We start from the raw sequence: 15,328 nt of genomic DNA, 5'->3' as shown, positions 1-15,328 counted from the left end.
TCACCGCGAACGGCGCGGAAGGTTTCGCGGCGAGGCGCGCAAGCTGTTCCTACGGCCGCGTGCGGATAGGGTTGAGAAAAGCTCAGCGGTGCAACATTCGGGCGCAGAGCTGGGTAAGCCTTTGGCAGGCGCGAGCGTATCCGCCCTTTTTCCTTGCGTTAGCTATGCGTTTTTCGATTGTTTGTAGTGCCTGGGTGGCCCTAGGGCTGGCGGCCGGGCCGGTGGTGGCCCAAGCACCTTATCTCACCACTGGCCGCGTAGTGCGCCAGCAGCCCGCCCTCGACCAGCTAATTGCGCCCGGCGCGCCGCTCGAAATTATCTCCTCGGGCCATACCCATGTCGAGGGCCCGGTGTGGGTGCCCGATAGCAGCATGTTGCTCTTTTCAGATACCAAAACCCAAACCATCTACCGCTGGAAAGCGCAGGGTGGCCACTCGAAGTTCTTGGAGCACACCGGCTACACCGGCCGCCTGCCCTACAGTGACGAGCCCTCCAGCAACGGCCTGGCCTTGGATGGCCGCGGCAATCTATTGCTCGCCGAGCACGGCGACCGCCGCATCGCCAGCCTGCCCCTAGGGCAGAAAAGCGGCAAGCGCACCCTCACCGACAACTACCAAGGCAAGCGTTACAACAGCCCCAACGATGTAGTGGCCGCGCCCGATGGCACCCTATATTTCACCGACCCGCCCTTCGGCTTGCTCAGCAAAAAGAGTCCCGAACCCGCCCGCGAGCTAGCTTTCACGGGCGTATTTCGCCGCGCCCCCGATGGACAGGTAACGGCCGAAATAACCGACGTAGCTCGCGCCAACGGCCTCGCCTTCAGTCCTGATGGCCGCACGCTCTATGTGTCTAATGCCGACTCGCTGCGGCCCGTTATCCTGGCCTATGAGGTAGGTAAGAACGGTAAACTAGGCAAACGCCGCACCTTCTTCGACATGGCTAGCCTACCCAAAATCCGCTTCAAAGAAGTGCCCGACGGCCTCAAAGTAGACCAAGCCGGCAACGTGTACGCGGCCGGGGTGGGTGGCCTGCTCATCCTCTCGCCCCAAGGTCAGCACCTAGGCACTATCGACCCCGGCGAGGTAGTGGCCAACTGTGCCTGGGGCGACGATGGCCACTCCTTATACCTGATGGCCACCACCTTCGTGTGCCGCATCAAGACCCTGGCCCAGGGCGTGCCAGGAAGGTAAAAATCGTCCTGCAGAGCGCAGCGAAGCATCTCGCGTGGCGCAGTAATTAATACGGTTGATTTTACTGCACCACGCGAGACGCTCCGCTGCACTCTGCAGGACGGATATAGTTACAACGTCGCCACTTGGTCCTCGCGGGTTTCGCGGGGTTTCTGCACGATGTAGTAGTACAGCAGAATGAACAGCCCAATGCTAAATGGAATAATCGCCAGATGCTTGCCATCGGTAATGGTGCCGATGGGCACCGTGTCGAAGCCAAAAAACTCGCTCATCATCCAGTACGAGTTGGCCGAAATCCAGAAGACAATGGCTAGGTTATGCGCCAGCTCGGCTTTGATGCCGCGCGTGCGCCAGGTGATAAGCAGGGCGATACTCAAGGTTGGAAAAACCATGATGATGCCCAGCGTTTTCCAAATCATGCACCAGCTAATGTCCTTGACGAGCCAGAACAGGATGTGCAGGTTTTCCATCTTCCGGTAGGAGGCCGGAATGGCGTATACTTCTTCGGTTTCGGCGGGAGATTCCATTTGAACTAAGAATAGCGGCGCATTGGCTGCGCCATCATTCTTCTATGAAAGCAATTTTAAGCGCGGGCAGCCGCGGGGCGACGCAGCAGATACACCACTATGAGCAGCACTAGTAGCACCAGCGCCGGTAGCCCATTAGGCAGCAGGCCGCCCGGAATTTTGGTGGTGTGCACGTAGGCCGCGCCAATCATAATAAGTAGAAGGCCTAAGGCCGCTGGGCGCGTAAAGCGCGGCACCAGTAGGCCGATGCCGCCCAGCACCTCGGCCGCCGCAATGAAATAGGCAAACCAGCTCGGAAAGCCCATGCCACCAAAGCCTTTCACCGTGTCGGCGAGATGCAACAGCTTGTTGCCGCCCGACGCGATAAAGGCAACGGCCAGCAGAATTTGAAGAATCCAGGCGATGATATTGCGGGTAGAGGACATGGTGAGAGAATGAGGTGAGCAGGTGCAAGGTAAGGCGCTCCGACTGCCTTTAGCAAGCGCAGCGTTGAAGTCGTTACTTAGGGCCAGCCAGCTGATTTCTTGGTTACTAATCGTTACCCCACCGCCACTTCTTTGCGCTCGCCAATCTGCTGGCGCCACATGGCGTAGTACAGGCCTTTTTGGGCCAGCAGCTCCTCGTGGCGGCCCTGCTCGGCTACCTGCCCGCGCTCCAGCACGAAAATGCGGTCGGCGTGCAAGATGGTGCTGAGGCGGTGCGCAATGAGCACCGTGATGTGCTGGCGCGAGCCCGACAGCTCGCGCACCGTGCGGCCGATTTCCTCTTCTGTAAGCGAGTCGAGGGCCGACGTAGCCTCGTCGAATACCAGTAAGGTAGGGTGGCGCAGCAGGGCGCGGGCGATGCTGAGGCGCTGCTTTTCGCCGCCGCTCACCTTCACGCCGCCCTCGCCAAGCACGGTGTCGAGGCCCTGCGGAGCGCGGGCCAGTAGCGAATCGGCCGCCGCCTGGTGCAGGGCGGCGAGGCACTCGGCATCGGTGGCGTGGGGGGCCACGAAGCGCAGGTTTTCGCGAATGGTACCAGCAAACAACTGCGTGTCCTGGGTCACGAAGCCAATTTGCTCGCGCAACTGGTCTAGGTCCACCTCCGTGCTCGGAATATTATTGTAGCGAATCTGACCGCTCTGGGCGGGGTAGAGGCCCACGAGTAGCTTCACGAGCGTGGTTTTGCCCGAGCCGCTGGGGCCGACGAACGCGATGGTTTCGCCGAGCTTGGCCCCAAACGAAATACTGGCCAGTGCTGGAGCGGGGGCGGTGAGGTGTTTAAATACTACGTGGTCGAAGGCCAGTGTTTCGATTTTGGCGATGGGCTGCGGGTGGGCGGGCTTCACGTCGCGGGGCGTGTCCAGAATCTGCTGGAAATTGCCCAGCGAGGCCTCGGCTTCGCGGTACGACCCAATGATAGTACCCAGCTCTTGCAGCGGCCCAAAAATGGAAAACGAGTAAATAAAGAACGAGAAAAACTGACCTAGGCTGATGTGTCGCTGCACCAGCAAATACAAAAGCAGCAAGATGATAACGTTGCGTAGCAAGTTCACGAACGTGCCCTGCACAAAGCTTAGCGAGCGCAGGTAGCGCACCTTGCGCAGCTCCAGCTTCAGGATGCGGTCGGTGATGCCGTTGAGGCGCTTAGTTTCCTGCTGGGCCAAACCTAGGCTTTTAATCAGCTCGATGTTGCGCAGGCTTTCGGTGGTGGCGCCGGCCAGGGCCGTAGTCTCACCCACGATGGTCTTCTGGATAACCTTGATTTTTTTGCTCAGCGCAAAGCTCAAGATGCCCAGCAGCGGAATAGTGAGGAAGTACCCCAGCGCAATAGGCCAGTACACGCTGATGGCGTACCACATCACGAAGATGATGCCCACCAACGCCGTAAATAGCACGTTGACAAAGCCTTGAATTAGCTTCTCTACATCGATACGCACCTTCTGAAGCTTGCCTAGGGTCTCGCCCGAGCGTTGGTCCTCAAATACCTGATAAGGCAAATCGAGCGAGTGCCGCAGCCCATCGGAGTACAGCTGCGCCCCCAGCCGTTGGGTAATCACGTTGACGTAGTAATCCTGGAAGTTCTTAGCCACACGCGACACCATGGCGACACCTAGCATAAGCCCGATATAAGGTATCGCCTCTTTGAAAAAGGGCCAGAACGGCACGATATGAAAGCCCGCGCCGCCCTCTTTCGGCGTAAAATGGTCGACCAGCTTGCGGAAAATGTACGGGTCGAGCAGCGAGAAAATCTGGTTGGTAGCTGCCAGCAGCAGCGCCAGCGCCAGTAGGCCCCAGTAGTGGCGCAGGTAGGAGTAGAGTAGTTTCATAAACACAAAAGCGCCGGGCGGGTGGCCCGGCGCGGAGACAACAGAGAAGTAGCGATTTTGTGAACCGTTAGGAAGCGATAACTAACCGTTTGTCATACTGACGAAGGAAGCATCTTGTCCGCCTGCTTACTAGTTGAGTAACATTACTGCACCACGCAGGATGCTTCCTTCGTCAGCATGACAGACGGTTAAAGCCTATTGCCAACCGCCGCCTAGGGTGCGCACTAGCTGCACGGCAGCACGAAGCTGTGTGGTTTGGGTTTGCACCACAAGGCGGGCGGCATCGAGAGTTTGGCGGTCGGCATCGACCACGGCGAAGTAGTCGGTGAGGCCGCGACGATAGCGCTCTAGTGTAAGGCGGCCGGCGAGGCGAGCGGCGCGCAGGGCGCGCTGCTGGGCGGCTAGCTGGGCCTGGCTGCTAGCTACGTCGGCTAGGGCAGTTTCCACTTCCTCGTAGGCCGTAAGGGTGAGGTTGCGGAAATTGGCAACTACCTCGTTGGTCTGGGCCTCAGCTAGCTGCTGGTTGCCGCGCAGGCGGCCCCCGTCGAAGATGGGGATGTTGAAGCCGCCGCCCACGTAGTAGGTATAGGCATTGGCTAGCTTGGGAAGGTCGCCTACGTTGGTGGTTTGGGGGCCGATATAGCCATTGAGTTGTAGCGTGGGCAGGCGGGCCAGGCGGGCGGCTTTGGCGCGCAGGTCGGCGGCGGCGGTGAGGCGCTCGGCGCGGCGCAGGTCGGGGCGGCGGGCGAGCAGCTGGGCCGGCACGTTGGCCGGAATAACGGGCGCCGCGGGCAGCAGCGGGCCGGGTGGCGTGGCCGGCACCTGGCGTTGGTCGGGTATCGGAATAACTGGGCCCACCGAATCGGGCTGCACCGAGGGCAGCACAAAGCTGCTTGCCGGACGGCCCGTAAGGGTCGAGAGCGAAGCCACTAGGCCGGCGCGCTGGCGACGTAGCTCCACAGCGCTGGCTTCTACATTGGCCAGCTCGGTTTCGGAGCGGCGCACGCCGATTTCGTTGTCCACACCAGCCTTAAAGCGGGCACTAGTGAGCTGCACGTTGTAGCGGCGCGCCTGGCGGGCACTATCGAGTACTAGTAACTCAGCATCGAGGCCGCGCAAACTAAAGTAGGCGTTAGCGGCATCGGCGGCTACGGTCAGGCGCACGGCCTGCTCGTCGTCTTCGGTGGCTTGTAGGTTGGCGGTGGCAGCCTGGGCATTACGCCGAAGGCGGCCCCATAGGTCTACCTCATAATTTACATTGACGGGTACGTAAAACTGGTTTTGATTGACCGCTACGGCCGGAATGGCCGACGCCTGCCGGGGCCGCAGCGCCGACAACTGCGAGTAATACGTGGAGGGCGCAATAGCCACCACCGGCGCCCGCTGGGCATCGGCAATGCGCAGTTGCGCCCGCGCCTGCTCAACCCGGGCCACCGCCGCTCGCGTGCTGAAGTTGAGCGCGTTAGCCTGGGTTTCGAGCCGAGTTAGGGTCGTGTCATTAAACACCGCCCACCACGGCCCGGCGGCTGGGGTTTGGCTCAGCTGCGGCGGGGCTTCGGTGGGCGCAGCTACGGGACGCTCGGGCTGAATGCGACCTAGAGAGTCGGCCGGATGCGCATTTTTCCAGGCTGTAGGGATGGCCTGGGTGGGCGGGTCGTAGTGATAGCGCGTGGCTGCGCAGCCACCTAGGGTTAAGCCTAATAAGATAAGAGGGGTACTACGCATTCGGATAAATTAATGTCTAGTTCTTGGTCGCTTAGCGCGTCTGTCATGCAGCGCGCAGCGAAGCATCTCGTGCGGCGCAGCAAATTCCAACGTTCGCAGATGTGAACACGCGAGATGCTTCGCTGCGCGCTGCATGACTCAGCAAAGTATTAGCAACCAACTGAATAACTACTTGCCTAGCGGCGACGATACGCGCGGCGCGTCGGGGTCGTTAGGACGCGGTGCGGCGGGTGCTGGGCCGGCGGGTTTCTTAGGTGCCTCGGCTAGCTTGGTGCCCACTTCGAGGCCTTCGGTGAGGTTTTCGCCGGGGTTGATAACCAGCATTTCGCCACCCTTCAGTCCCTGGCTGACTTCGAGATTTGCGCCAAAATCGCGGCTTACCACGATGTTTTGGTAGTGAACTTTACCATCTTGCACCACCGCTACTTTCTGCTCGGTACCGCTGGGTACCAATGCGTTGGCTGAGATAAGGACAGTGGGCGCAGTTTGCGGTAGCTTGAAGCGTACCTGGCCGTAGGTGCCGGGGCGCAGCTGGCCCTGGCGGTTGGGCAGGCGCACTTCGGTGCGTAGGGTGCGGGTTTGCGGGTCGAGGGCTTCGGCATCGCGAGCCACAATGCCTTTGAAAGGCTTGTTTGGAAATTCGGGCACGATGATGCTGGCCGACAAGCCACGCTTGATGCTAGGCACGAAGTTCTGCGGCACGTCCACAAAGGCGCGGAGCGTGTCAGTTTGCTCTACCTTAAAGAGCTGCGAGCCAGTAGCGTTGCCCCCCGTCACGAGCGTGCCCACATCCACATTACGCTGGGTCACGGTGCCATTGAAAGGTGCGATTACCTGCCGAAACGAGCGCTGGGCTTGTAGCTGTTTCACCACGGCCTGCTGAGCTAGATACTGCGCCTGGCCGGCATCTAGTTCTTGCTTCGAAATAGCACCGGGCAGCGTCACGCTCTGCAAACGGCCAAACGAGGTGCGGGCTAGTGCCAAGTTGGCCTGGGCCTGTGCTATCTGCTGGTCGAGCTCGGGCGTGGTGATAGTAGCCAGCACCTGGCCCCGCCGCACACGCTGTCCAATGTCGGCCTTCCAACTCTGCACAAAGCCATTGACGCGGGCAAACAGCTCGGTTTCGTGCTGCGAGCGTAGGTCGGCGGGGAGGGTCACGCTGGTGGTATCGGGGGCGGCTTTGGCGGGCTGCACGGTCACGACGGGCTTGGCCGTCTGCTGCTCCTGCTTTTCTTCGTCGCGGGCGGTGTCGCGGCGGTGGCGCGGCAGCCAGCCCAGCACGAACAGCCCTGCAAATACAACTAAGGCAATAATGATAAGCAGCCAGAAGCGACCACTGCCGCTATTTCGTTCTTCGGTTGACATTCAGATGGATTACTTATAAACTATAGTAGCGTGAGCAGGCGTGGTGAGCATCATTTCCCCGTATCCTCTTTTGGGGGAGGGCGCGGGAAAGTGGGTTACGCCGCTTGTGCTTGTGCTTCCGCCTCGGCCGGTTGCTCTTCTTTCTTCTTCAGATAAGAAAACATAATCGGCACAAAAAACAAGGTTGTTATCGTAGCTAGTGTTAGGCCGCCAATCACGGCGCGACCCAGGGGAGCGTTTTGCTCGCCGCCCTCGCCCATGCCTAAAGACATGGGTAATAGGCCAATAATCATGGCCAGGGCCGTCATTAGTACCGGGCGTAGGCGGGTGAAGCCAGCGTCTAGAGCTGCATCCCGCGGGTCGAGGTCTGGTTCTTCTTCGCGGCGTTCATTGGCGAACGTGACGAGCAGAATCGAGTTGGCTGTGGCTACCCCAATGCACATGATGGCACCCATGAGGGCCGGCACGCTGAGCGTGGTTTGGGTAATAAAGAGCATCCAGAGGATGCCCGCCAATGCACCCGGTAGCGCTGTAATAATGATGAGCGGGTCGAGCCAGCTCTGGAAGTTCACCGCCATCAGCAAGTAAACCAGCAGAATAGCACCCGCTACACCCAGCCCTAGGCCGATAAAGGAGGTCCGCATCGACTCCGACTGCCCGCGTAGGGTAATGGTCGTGCCCTTAGGCGCTTCCTTCTGCGCCGCCGCGATGATTTTACGGATGTCGCCGCTCACGCCGCCTAGGTCGCGCTGGCTCACGCTGGCGTACACATCCACGGTGCGCTGAATGTTGTAGTCCGAAGCCACGGCTGTAGTTTCGGTGCGGCGCAATTGGGCAAAGCTGGTAAGCAACTGCGGGCTAGGCTGCGTGGCGCCGGTTACGGTGATGTTGCCTAGCGCGTCGGTGGTCGAGAGGTCACGCGGAGGCGTTTGCACAGCCACGGTGTAGCTCACGCCGTTTTGCGGATTCAGCCACTGGTTGGGGTTAGTTTGGGTACTCGATGACAGGTTGACGAGCACGTTGTTGGCAATATCGCGCTGCGTGAGGCCGGCCTGCTGCGCCCGCACCCGGTCGATGTCGAGGCGAATCTGTGGCTGGTCAAATGCTTGGTATACAAATGCATCAACAACGCCTGATACGGCGCCCACCTTTTTGCTCAGCTCCTCGGCAATGCGCTTGTTGGCAGCCTTGTCGCGGCCCGATACCTGAATATCAATGGGGGCGGGCAGACCGAAGTTCAGCGTCTGGTTTACGATGTCGGCAGGCTGGAAGAAGATAACCAGGTCGGGGTACTGTTTGTGAATGCGGCGGCGGATTTCCTCGATGTACTCACCGGTGGGGCCGTGCTCCTCGTGCATGCTCACCAATATCTCGCCGTCACCCGCCCCGATGGTAGGATTGTCGCTGAGAATGAGATTAATCGGAATGGCTGGCAAGCCAATATTATCTAGTACCAAATCCAACTCATCTTTCGGAATCACTTGCTTAATAACCTCTTCCACCTGCCGGAAGCGGCGCTCGGTTTCCTCTACCCGCGTGCCGGTGGGTACCCGAATGTGCAAGCGCAGCTGGCCGGCATCCACGGTTGGGAAGAAGTTTTGGCCAATGAACGGGTACAGCCCTAGCGAGCCGATAAACAGTACCGCGAAGGCTGTCACTACCTTCTTACGGTTATCCAATGCCCAGTCGAGCGCGCTGGTATAAACGGCCCGAAACTTCTCAAACTGGTGCTCAAACGCCGTGTGCAAGCGCCACACCCAGCTTTTAGTGATGCCATCGGCGGCCTTGCGCTCGGCATCGGTGATAGGCTCCTCGGCTTCCTCTTCGGGTGTGCCGCTGGGGTGCTCTTTCTCAAACTGCTGGCGGCGCAGGCGCGCCAGGTCGCGCTCGTGCTGCGGCACTTCGCGGCCGTTGCGGAAGTGGGCGCTTGGCACCTCCTCTTCTTCCTGGGCGTGATAGATGGGCAACTCCTTGCGGAGCAAATACATCACTAACGTTGGCACCAGTGTCCGGCTAAGAATGTACGAAGCCAGCATGGCGAAAATAACCGCCGTGGCGAGCGGGGCGAAAATGGCCGAGGCCACCCCACCTAAGAAAAACACCGGCACGAACACGATGCAAATAGCCAGCGTGGCTACCAGCGCGGGCGTCGCAATCTGTTGCGCCCCATCCAGAATACTGCGCTTGAGGCCCTTTTTCTGGCCCATGTTGCGGTGGATATTTTCTATTTCCACCGTCGCGTCATCGACCAAGATGCCCACGGCCAGCGAAAGGCCACCTAGGGTCATAATATTCAGGGTCTGGCCCAGAATATTCATCACGATGATGCTGACCAGAATCGAAAGCGGAATGCTGATGGCGATAATGAGGGTCGAGCGCCACGAGCCCAAAAACAGCAGAATCATGAGCGCCGTGAGGCCCGCCGCGATGCTAGCTTCAATGATTACGCCCTTGATGCTGGCCCGCACGAAAAACGATTGGTCAAACAAGAGTTTGATATTCAGACCCGGAGGAGCATTGGCCTGAATGTTCGGCAGCACTTGCTTAATCTTATCAATAATAGCTAGCGTGGAAGCCGAGCCACTTTTCAGAATTGGAATAATAGCCGTGCGGCGCCCGTTCTGGCGCACTACGTTTTGCTGCACCGCCGCGCCCTCGTGCACAAAGGCTACATCGCGGATATACACCGTAGTACCGTCTACCGTCTTAATGGGCAAATCATTAAGCGTAGCAACCGCCTCGGGGCTGGAGTTAAGCCGCACATCGTACTCGCGCGAGCCGATTTTGGCTGAGCCGGCTGGGATAATCACGTTTTGCGCCAGCAGCGTATTCACCACGTCGTTGCCGCTTAGGTTTTTGCCAGCAAGCTTCACGGGGTCGAGGTCCACCATTATTTGCTTGGGCTTGCCGCCATTTGGCAGCAGCACCGAGGCGCCCTGCACTACCGCCAGGCCGGGCCGGATAAAGGCGTTGGCCGCATCGAAGAGGTCCGACTCACCTAGGGTTTCCGAACTCAGCGAAGTTTGCGCAATCGGCACGTTGGAAGCCGAATAGCGGATAATAAGCGGCGGCGTGATGCCGGGCGGCAGTACCCGCAGGAGCGTTTGGGTGATGGCCGTAATTTGGGCAACGCCCGCATCGGGGTTGGTGCCCGGCTGGAAAAATACCTTAATGAGACCGATGCCCTTAAGGCTCTGGCTTTCTAAGTGTTCTACGTTGTTAACGGTCGTGGTAATGGAGCGCTGCACCGGCACCACGATGCGCTGGTTCATCTCCTCCGGTGCGATGCCGTTGTAGGTCCACACGATGCCCACTACCGGAATCGGAATGTCCGGAAAAATGTCCACCGCCATGCGCTGAATCGTTAGCACGCCCCCGATTAGAATGAGCAGCGCCATCACCACGAAGGTGTAGGGCCGCGCCAGCGCTAGTCTTACTATCCACATACGTTATTACAATAGTCCATACCCTAGGTGGGTATCTTAGTTATAAACCTTCGCCGCCAGCACCCAAATTCTGTACTAAAACTGACTACGCTATGAATGGTTGCCAGCAAGTTCAAATTAGTCTGCTCCATCAATTGGGTGGAGGAGTAAGTGCCAAGTATTTCATTAATAATTCATTTGCTTAGTTCATGCACTAAGCACATAGGTTTGGTAAGTTGCCGAAGTACCTGACAAGCCCTTACGCAAGGGACGCCCGGCCGACCTGTACGTTGCAGGCCATTCTTGAAGCAACGAGCTAGCGGCTGACTGACAGCCAGAAAAAATGCAAATCACCAGCTAATGGCCTAGCATCAAAAAAAGCCTCTCCCAATTGGGAGAGGCTTTTGACTTTTGAAGCGGAGCTACTTAGTAGCGGTACACTTTGTCGGCGTCGTTGTTGCGGAACTGCTCCTCGAAATACTTCGAGTCTTCAGCGTTGCGGGGCTTCACGCCCATCACGATACCACCGTTCTTGATACCTTCTTCGTATTCGGTAGCATGCTCTTCAGGAATGCCCGAGCCTACTAGCGCGCCTACTAGGCCGCCCGTGAGGCCACCGGCACCAGCGCCAGCAAGTGCTGCGGCCAGCGGGCCAGCAATAATGAGACCTAGGCCTGGCAGAGCTACCGACGTGCCAATGGCTGCGATAGCGCCAATGATAGCACCAGCCGTACCACCGATGGCCGAGCCTACGCCTGCACCTTCCATTGCTTTGTCACCTAGCTCGGTGTGCTCGCTATTGTCAGCAAAATGACGGTCACGGGTTTCGTCCGACATCATCAAATGCACGTCGTCTTTGCTGTAGCCGCGCTCATGCAGCGACTGGTAAGCACGCTCGGCACTGCTACGGTCGCGGAAGATACCGCTCGTAGTGCTGCCTTCGCGGTAGTCGTTATCGTAGCTGTCATTCTCGCCGGTGAAGGCATCCTTCACGGCGTGAGCGGCGCGGTCAGTGGTATTCTGTACGGCATCAACGCCGCGGCCTACTGCGGCACCAGCAGTGCCAGCTACTGCGGCACCTTTAGCGGTAGCGCTGTAGTCGTCGCCGGGACGGCTGTCCGAGTCAGCGGCGTTGGTGGGGGTAGTAGGCGAAGTGGTAGAGAGGGGCGAGCCCGTAGTAGAATCAAGTTCGGTAGCCGACGACGAGGTCGAGCCGCCCGTAGCGCTGCTGTAGTCGGTACCTGCGTTGTAGCTGGTGCTTTCGTTGCTGGTCAAGCCGCTGTTGCCGAGGCCGGTGCCGGTGTTGCTGGTGCCGTAGTTAGAGCCAGCACCGGTGCCGGTGTTCATCGGGTTGTTTGCATCGTTAGTATTCATGGCGAAGGTGGATTGGGTGGAATGTAGCCAGCACGATATGGCTGGCATTTGCTGAGTTAACGAGGCAAGTCGAACGGGGGTTGCGCCGCCGGGCTTTGTAGGCAACTACTAGCTTGGCTAACTCAAGGCATCGCGCACAAAAAAAGCCCCGACACTAGGTCGGGGCTTTCTTGCAGACTGCTAGGTACTACCCAGCGAGCAGCCGAAGGCTAGGCTTCGTTGAGGACATGCTGCGTGTAGTTAGCTTCTTTCTGCCAAAACTCGCGGCACTCTTTTATCAAACTTTTAAGAAAATCTTCGTTTTGCTTCAGGCTGCGCCACTCACCATATCCTAGGCGCTCGCATAGCTTGTAGAAGTTATCGCCTTGACCTTTAGAGCCCTGCACGCGCACCAAGGAGCTTAATAGTGGCCGGCCAGCGGCATGCTCCTCAGTCGAAATCTCGGCAAGCATTTCGTTGAGCCGCGATTTTTCGTGCGAAATGTCCAGGTTAAGCCCTAATTCAGTCTCTTGCAATAGCGTAAGGTAGCTAACAGTGCCGGCCTGCTGCCGCGCGTAGCGAATAAGGTAATGGCGAAGGCGGGTAATCATACAAAAAGTAGGGAAAAACAGCCTCAGAAGGCCGTGCAGCCGTAGGGTGGGAGGGGTGCTGCGCAGGCTGCTAAAGTAACGAAATAGTTGAGTATATACGCGGACTAACTATTCCCCGGATTGCTACAAGCCGGCCAGAGCAGTCCTCGCGTAGGCGCTCAGAAGCGCCCTATTGCATTGCCCCACAGCAATCTTGCCAAACTTTTCTGAAGGGCCACCTAGCGGCCTTGGCGGCGACGCAATTCGCGCTGAATTAACAAAAATTCGCGGCTGCTTTGGCCCGCAATGGCGGTGTTCTCATCGGCGCGGCGCAGCAGGTAGGGCATCACGGCCTCTACGGGGCCGTAAGGCACATACTTGGCGGTGTGGTAGCCGGCGTGGGCAAGGTTGTAGCTTAGGTTGTCGCTCATGCCATAGAGCTGGGCAAACCACACGCGGTCATCTTCTGGGGCTAGGCCAGCTTCCTGCATCAGCTGCGTAAGTAGTAGCGAGCTGGCCTCGTTGTGGGTGCCTGCGCACAGGCTGATGCGGTCGACGTGGGCGATGCAGTAGCGTAGGCTCTCGTTGTAGAGGTCGTCGGTATGCTGCTTACTGGGGTTGATAGGGTTTTGGTAGCCGCGCTGCTTGGCGGTGCGGGCTTCTTTTTCCATGTAGGCACCGCGCACCAGCTTCACGCCTAGGTAGTAGTTACCTTGCTCAGCGCGGTCGTGGGCAGCTTGCAGCGCGTCGAGGCGGTCGTGGCGGTAGAGCTGGTACGTGTTCCACACAATGGCGCGCTCCTGGTTGTAGCGGCGCATCATGTCTTCGGCTAGGTCGTCGATGGTTTGCTGAAACCAGCTTTCCTCAGCATCCACAAATAGGCGCACGCCGTGCTGGTGGGCGCTGGCGCACAGGGCATCGAGGCGCTGGCGGCCGCGCTCGAAGGTAGCTTGCTCGGCCTCGGTGAGTGCGGTGCTGGCTTGCACCTTTTCGAGCAATGCAGTCGGCATCAAGCCCGTGACCTTAAAAACCGAGAACGGAATATTGGGCGTGGTAGCAGCTAGCGCAATGGTAGCCAGAATCTCGTCGCGAGTGCGGTCAAAGCTTTGGTCATTGCCGGTGCCCTCCACCGAGTAGTCGAGGATAGTGCCAATGTGGTAGCGACCTAGCTCGGCAATTACCGGCTTGCATTCCTGAATGGTTTCGCCGCCGCAGAACTGCTTGAAAATTGAATGCTTAATTAAAAACTTCGTGCCGGGCAGGCTGAATTTCAAGGCGGTTTTCATGAGCCCGCCGCCCGTTTTGACCAAGCTGCCATTATTCATGGCCGCAAACAGGGCGTACATTTTGCGCAGCTCGGTATCGGATTTGGCTTCGAACGCAATGCGCGTATCGTCGAAAGAGAGGGGCGCTACGGGCACGGCAGAAACAGGGGCAGCCATAAACTATAGATACTAACGGTGAGTGGGAGGGGGGAGGAAGCGCTTGGCGCCACGAAGGTAACATTGGCCTTTAGAACCCGGTTCGGCACGGCCGAAGTACTTTTAGGGTTGTAATACGGAGTGGCACTCCGTTTTGCGTTGTTACCGCGTACCTACCTCGCCTGCCGCCCGGCAGGGTGGGCACGGAGTGCCACTCCGCGCTGCTCTCTACGAATGGAAAATACCTCTACTGCCGACACCTTCTTCACCCGTCGGCTGGCCCAAAAGGGCCAACCCCTCATCATCGCTGGCCCGTGCTCGGCCGAGTCGGAAGAACAAGTGCTAACCGTGGCCCGCGCCCTCAAAGCGGCCGGCCAGGCCGACATGTACCGCGCCGGCATTTGGAAGCCGCGTACCAAGCCCGGCGGCTTTGAAGGCCGTGGCACGGCTGCCCTGCCGTGGTTGCAAGCGGCTCGCGCCGAAACCGGCTTGCCAATGGCCATTGAGGTGGCCACGCCCAAGCACGTCGAAGACGCCCTGAAGCACGGCATTGATGTGCTTTGGATAGGCGCTCGCACTACCGTGAATCCCTTTGCGGTGCAGGAGCTGGCCGATGCATTGGCCGGCACCAACACGCCGGTGATGGTGAAAAACCCCGTCAACCCTGACCTAGCGCTGTGGGCCGGGGCCATCGAGCGCCTCGAGCGGGCGGGCATCCGCGACTTGGCGGCCATCCACCGGGGTTTCAGCACGTTTGCGCCCTCGCGCTACCGCAATGCGCCAACTTGGGCCATTCCGATTGAGCTAAAAACGCGCTACCCCGAGCTCCCGCTCATCAACGACCCGAGCCACATTGGTGGCAAGCGCGACTTGCTGCTGCCCATTGCGCAAAAAGCGCTGGACCTCGACTATGATGGCCTCATCATCGAGACGCACCCCGACCCTGACCACGCCCTCTCCGACGCGGCCCAGCAAGTGACGCCCGCCCGCCTGCAAGAGCTACTGAGCGAACTGAAATACCGCTACCGCAGCTCCGACAACGTCGACTACCGCAATAAGGCCGAGGAGCTGCGCCAGAAAATGGACACCGCTGACCACGAAATTCTAGAGATGCTGGCCCGCCGCATGGCTCTCATTCAGGAGCTGGCCGAGTACAAAAAGGAGAACAACGTGAAAATCTTGCAGCTAGAGCGCTGGCAAGAAATCTTTAAGACCCGCCCGGAGTGGGGCAATAAGTTGAACATCAACGATAAGTTTGTGGGCGAGCTGTACAAGCTTATTCACATCGAAAGTATCCGCCTGCAAACCGAAATACTTAACGGCCGCCCCATCGACGGGCCCGGTCCTCTAGGTCCCGGATTGTAGGTAGATGAGCTAAAAGGAATAGGGCGCTAAGTAAATCAACCTAGCGCCCTATTCCT

Annotated in this window: 11 protein-coding genes; 2 read left to right on the top strand and 9 right to left on the bottom strand. The window is 58.8% G+C overall.

Annotation, left to right across the window (positions count from 1 at the left end; genetic code table 11):
• Nucleotides 1-164: 164 nt before the first annotated feature.
• Entirely contained in the window at nt 165-1,190 is a 1,026-nt protein-coding gene (locus FNT36_RS04890) for an SMP-30/gluconolactonase/LRE family protein (protein ID WP_144844906.1), read from the top strand.
• Nucleotides 1,191-1,300: 110 nt separating this feature from the next.
• Here the strand turns inward: FNT36_RS04890 and FNT36_RS04885 are convergent, their stop codons facing one another.
• From FNT36_RS04885 to FNT36_RS04845, 9 genes are all read right to left on the bottom strand, one after another.
• Nucleotides 1,301-1,717: a hypothetical protein gene (locus FNT36_RS04885; RefSeq protein WP_233635685.1), complete on the bottom strand. Its 417-nt coding sequence runs from the start codon at nt 1,715-1,717 to the stop codon at nt 1,301-1,303.
• Nucleotides 1,718-1,773: 56 nt separating this feature from the next.
• On the bottom strand, nt 1,774-2,142 hold the full coding sequence (locus FNT36_RS04880) for a DoxX family protein (RefSeq protein ID WP_144844905.1): 369 nt from the start codon (nt 2,140-2,142) through the stop codon (nt 1,774-1,776).
• Nucleotides 2,143-2,255: 113 nt separating this feature from the next.
• Complete coding sequence (locus FNT36_RS04875) at nt 2,256-4,028, bottom strand: ABC transporter ATP-binding protein (RefSeq protein ID WP_144844903.1); 1,773 nt, start codon at nt 4,026-4,028, stop codon at nt 2,256-2,258.
• A 195-nt stretch (nt 4,029-4,223) separates the two neighbouring features.
• Nucleotides 4,224-5,753, bottom strand: coding sequence for an efflux transporter outer membrane subunit (locus tag FNT36_RS04870; protein ID WP_144844901.1), 1,530 nt, complete (start codon nt 5,751-5,753; stop codon nt 4,224-4,226).
• 168 nt (nt 5,754-5,921) lie between these two features.
• Nucleotides 5,922-7,118: an efflux RND transporter periplasmic adaptor subunit gene (locus tag FNT36_RS04865; RefSeq protein ID WP_144844899.1), complete on the bottom strand. Its 1,197-nt coding sequence runs from the start codon at nt 7,116-7,118 to the stop codon at nt 5,922-5,924.
• Between the two features lie 95 nt (nt 7,119-7,213).
• Nucleotides 7,214-10,564: an efflux RND transporter permease subunit gene (locus FNT36_RS04860; RefSeq protein ID WP_144844897.1), complete on the bottom strand. Its 3,351-nt coding sequence runs from the start codon at nt 10,562-10,564 to the stop codon at nt 7,214-7,216.
• A gap of 405 nt (nt 10,565-10,969) precedes the next feature.
• Nucleotides 10,970-11,917 carry a hypothetical protein gene (locus FNT36_RS25895; protein WP_317129593.1) on the bottom strand — a complete coding sequence of 316 codons (948 nt, stop codon included), beginning with the start codon at nt 11,915-11,917 and terminating at the stop codon, nt 10,970-10,972.
• Nucleotides 11,918-12,126: 209 nt separating this feature from the next.
• A complete protein-coding gene (locus FNT36_RS04850; RefSeq protein ID WP_144844895.1) occupies nt 12,127-12,507 on the bottom strand; it encodes a hypothetical protein in 381 nt (126 codons plus the stop codon).
• Between the two features lie 218 nt (nt 12,508-12,725).
• The gene (locus tag FNT36_RS04845; protein ID WP_144844893.1) at nt 12,726-13,928 is read right to left on the bottom strand and encodes a proline dehydrogenase family protein; all 1,203 of its coding nucleotides are present in this window, start codon (nt 13,926-13,928) and stop codon (nt 12,726-12,728) included.
• A 213-nt stretch (nt 13,929-14,141) separates the two neighbouring features.
• Between FNT36_RS04845 and FNT36_RS04840 the strand changes: the two genes are divergently transcribed.
• Nucleotides 14,142-15,272, top strand: a complete 1,131-nt coding sequence (locus FNT36_RS04840; protein ID WP_144844891.1) for a chorismate mutase — start codon at nt 14,142-14,144, stop codon at nt 15,270-15,272.
• Nucleotides 15,273-15,328 lie beyond the last annotated feature (56 nt).

This window comes from Hymenobacter setariae, from assembly GCF_007713685.1.
In the GTDB taxonomy this organism is placed as follows: Bacteria; Bacteroidota; Bacteroidia; order Cytophagales; family Hymenobacteraceae; genus Hymenobacter; species Hymenobacter setariae.
This window is presented reverse-complemented; position numbering and strand designations above follow the sequence as displayed.

What these genes read in the sequence shown, in the direction of transcription:
- FNT36_RS04890 (WP_144844906.1), top strand. Translation starts at nt 165, where the DNA reads ATGCGTTTTTCGATTGTTTGTAGTGCCTGGGTGGCCCTAGGGCTGGCG.
- FNT36_RS04885 (WP_233635685.1), bottom strand. Translation starts at nt 1,717, where the DNA reads ATGGAATCTCCCGCCGAAACCGAAGAAGTATACGCCATTCCGGCCTCC.
- FNT36_RS04880 (WP_144844905.1), bottom strand. Translation starts at nt 2,142, where the DNA reads ATGTCCTCTACCCGCAATATCATCGCCTGGATTCTTCAAATTCTGCTG.
- FNT36_RS04875 (WP_144844903.1), bottom strand. Translation starts at nt 4,028, where the DNA reads ATGAAACTACTCTACTCCTACCTGCGCCACTACTGGGGCCTACTGGCG.
- FNT36_RS04870 (WP_144844901.1), bottom strand. Translation starts at nt 5,753, where the DNA reads ATGCGTAGTACCCCTCTTATCTTATTAGGCTTAACCCTAGGTGGCTGC.
- FNT36_RS04865 (WP_144844899.1), bottom strand. Translation starts at nt 7,118, where the DNA reads ATGTCAACCGAAGAACGAAATAGCGGCAGTGGTCGCTTCTGGCTGCTT.
- FNT36_RS04860 (WP_144844897.1), bottom strand. Translation starts at nt 10,564, where the DNA reads ATGTGGATAGTAAGACTAGCGCTGGCGCGGCCCTACACCTTCGTGGTG.
- FNT36_RS25895 (WP_317129593.1), bottom strand. Translation starts at nt 11,917, where the DNA reads ATGAATACTAACGATGCAAACAACCCGATGAACACCGGCACCGGTGCT.
- FNT36_RS04850 (WP_144844895.1), bottom strand. Translation starts at nt 12,507, where the DNA reads ATGATTACCCGCCTTCGCCATTACCTTATTCGCTACGCGCGGCAGCAG.
- FNT36_RS04845 (WP_144844893.1), bottom strand. Translation starts at nt 13,928, where the DNA reads ATGGCTGCCCCTGTTTCTGCCGTGCCCGTAGCGCCCCTCTCTTTCGAC.
- FNT36_RS04840 (WP_144844891.1), top strand. Translation starts at nt 14,142, where the DNA reads ATGGAAAATACCTCTACTGCCGACACCTTCTTCACCCGTCGGCTGGCC.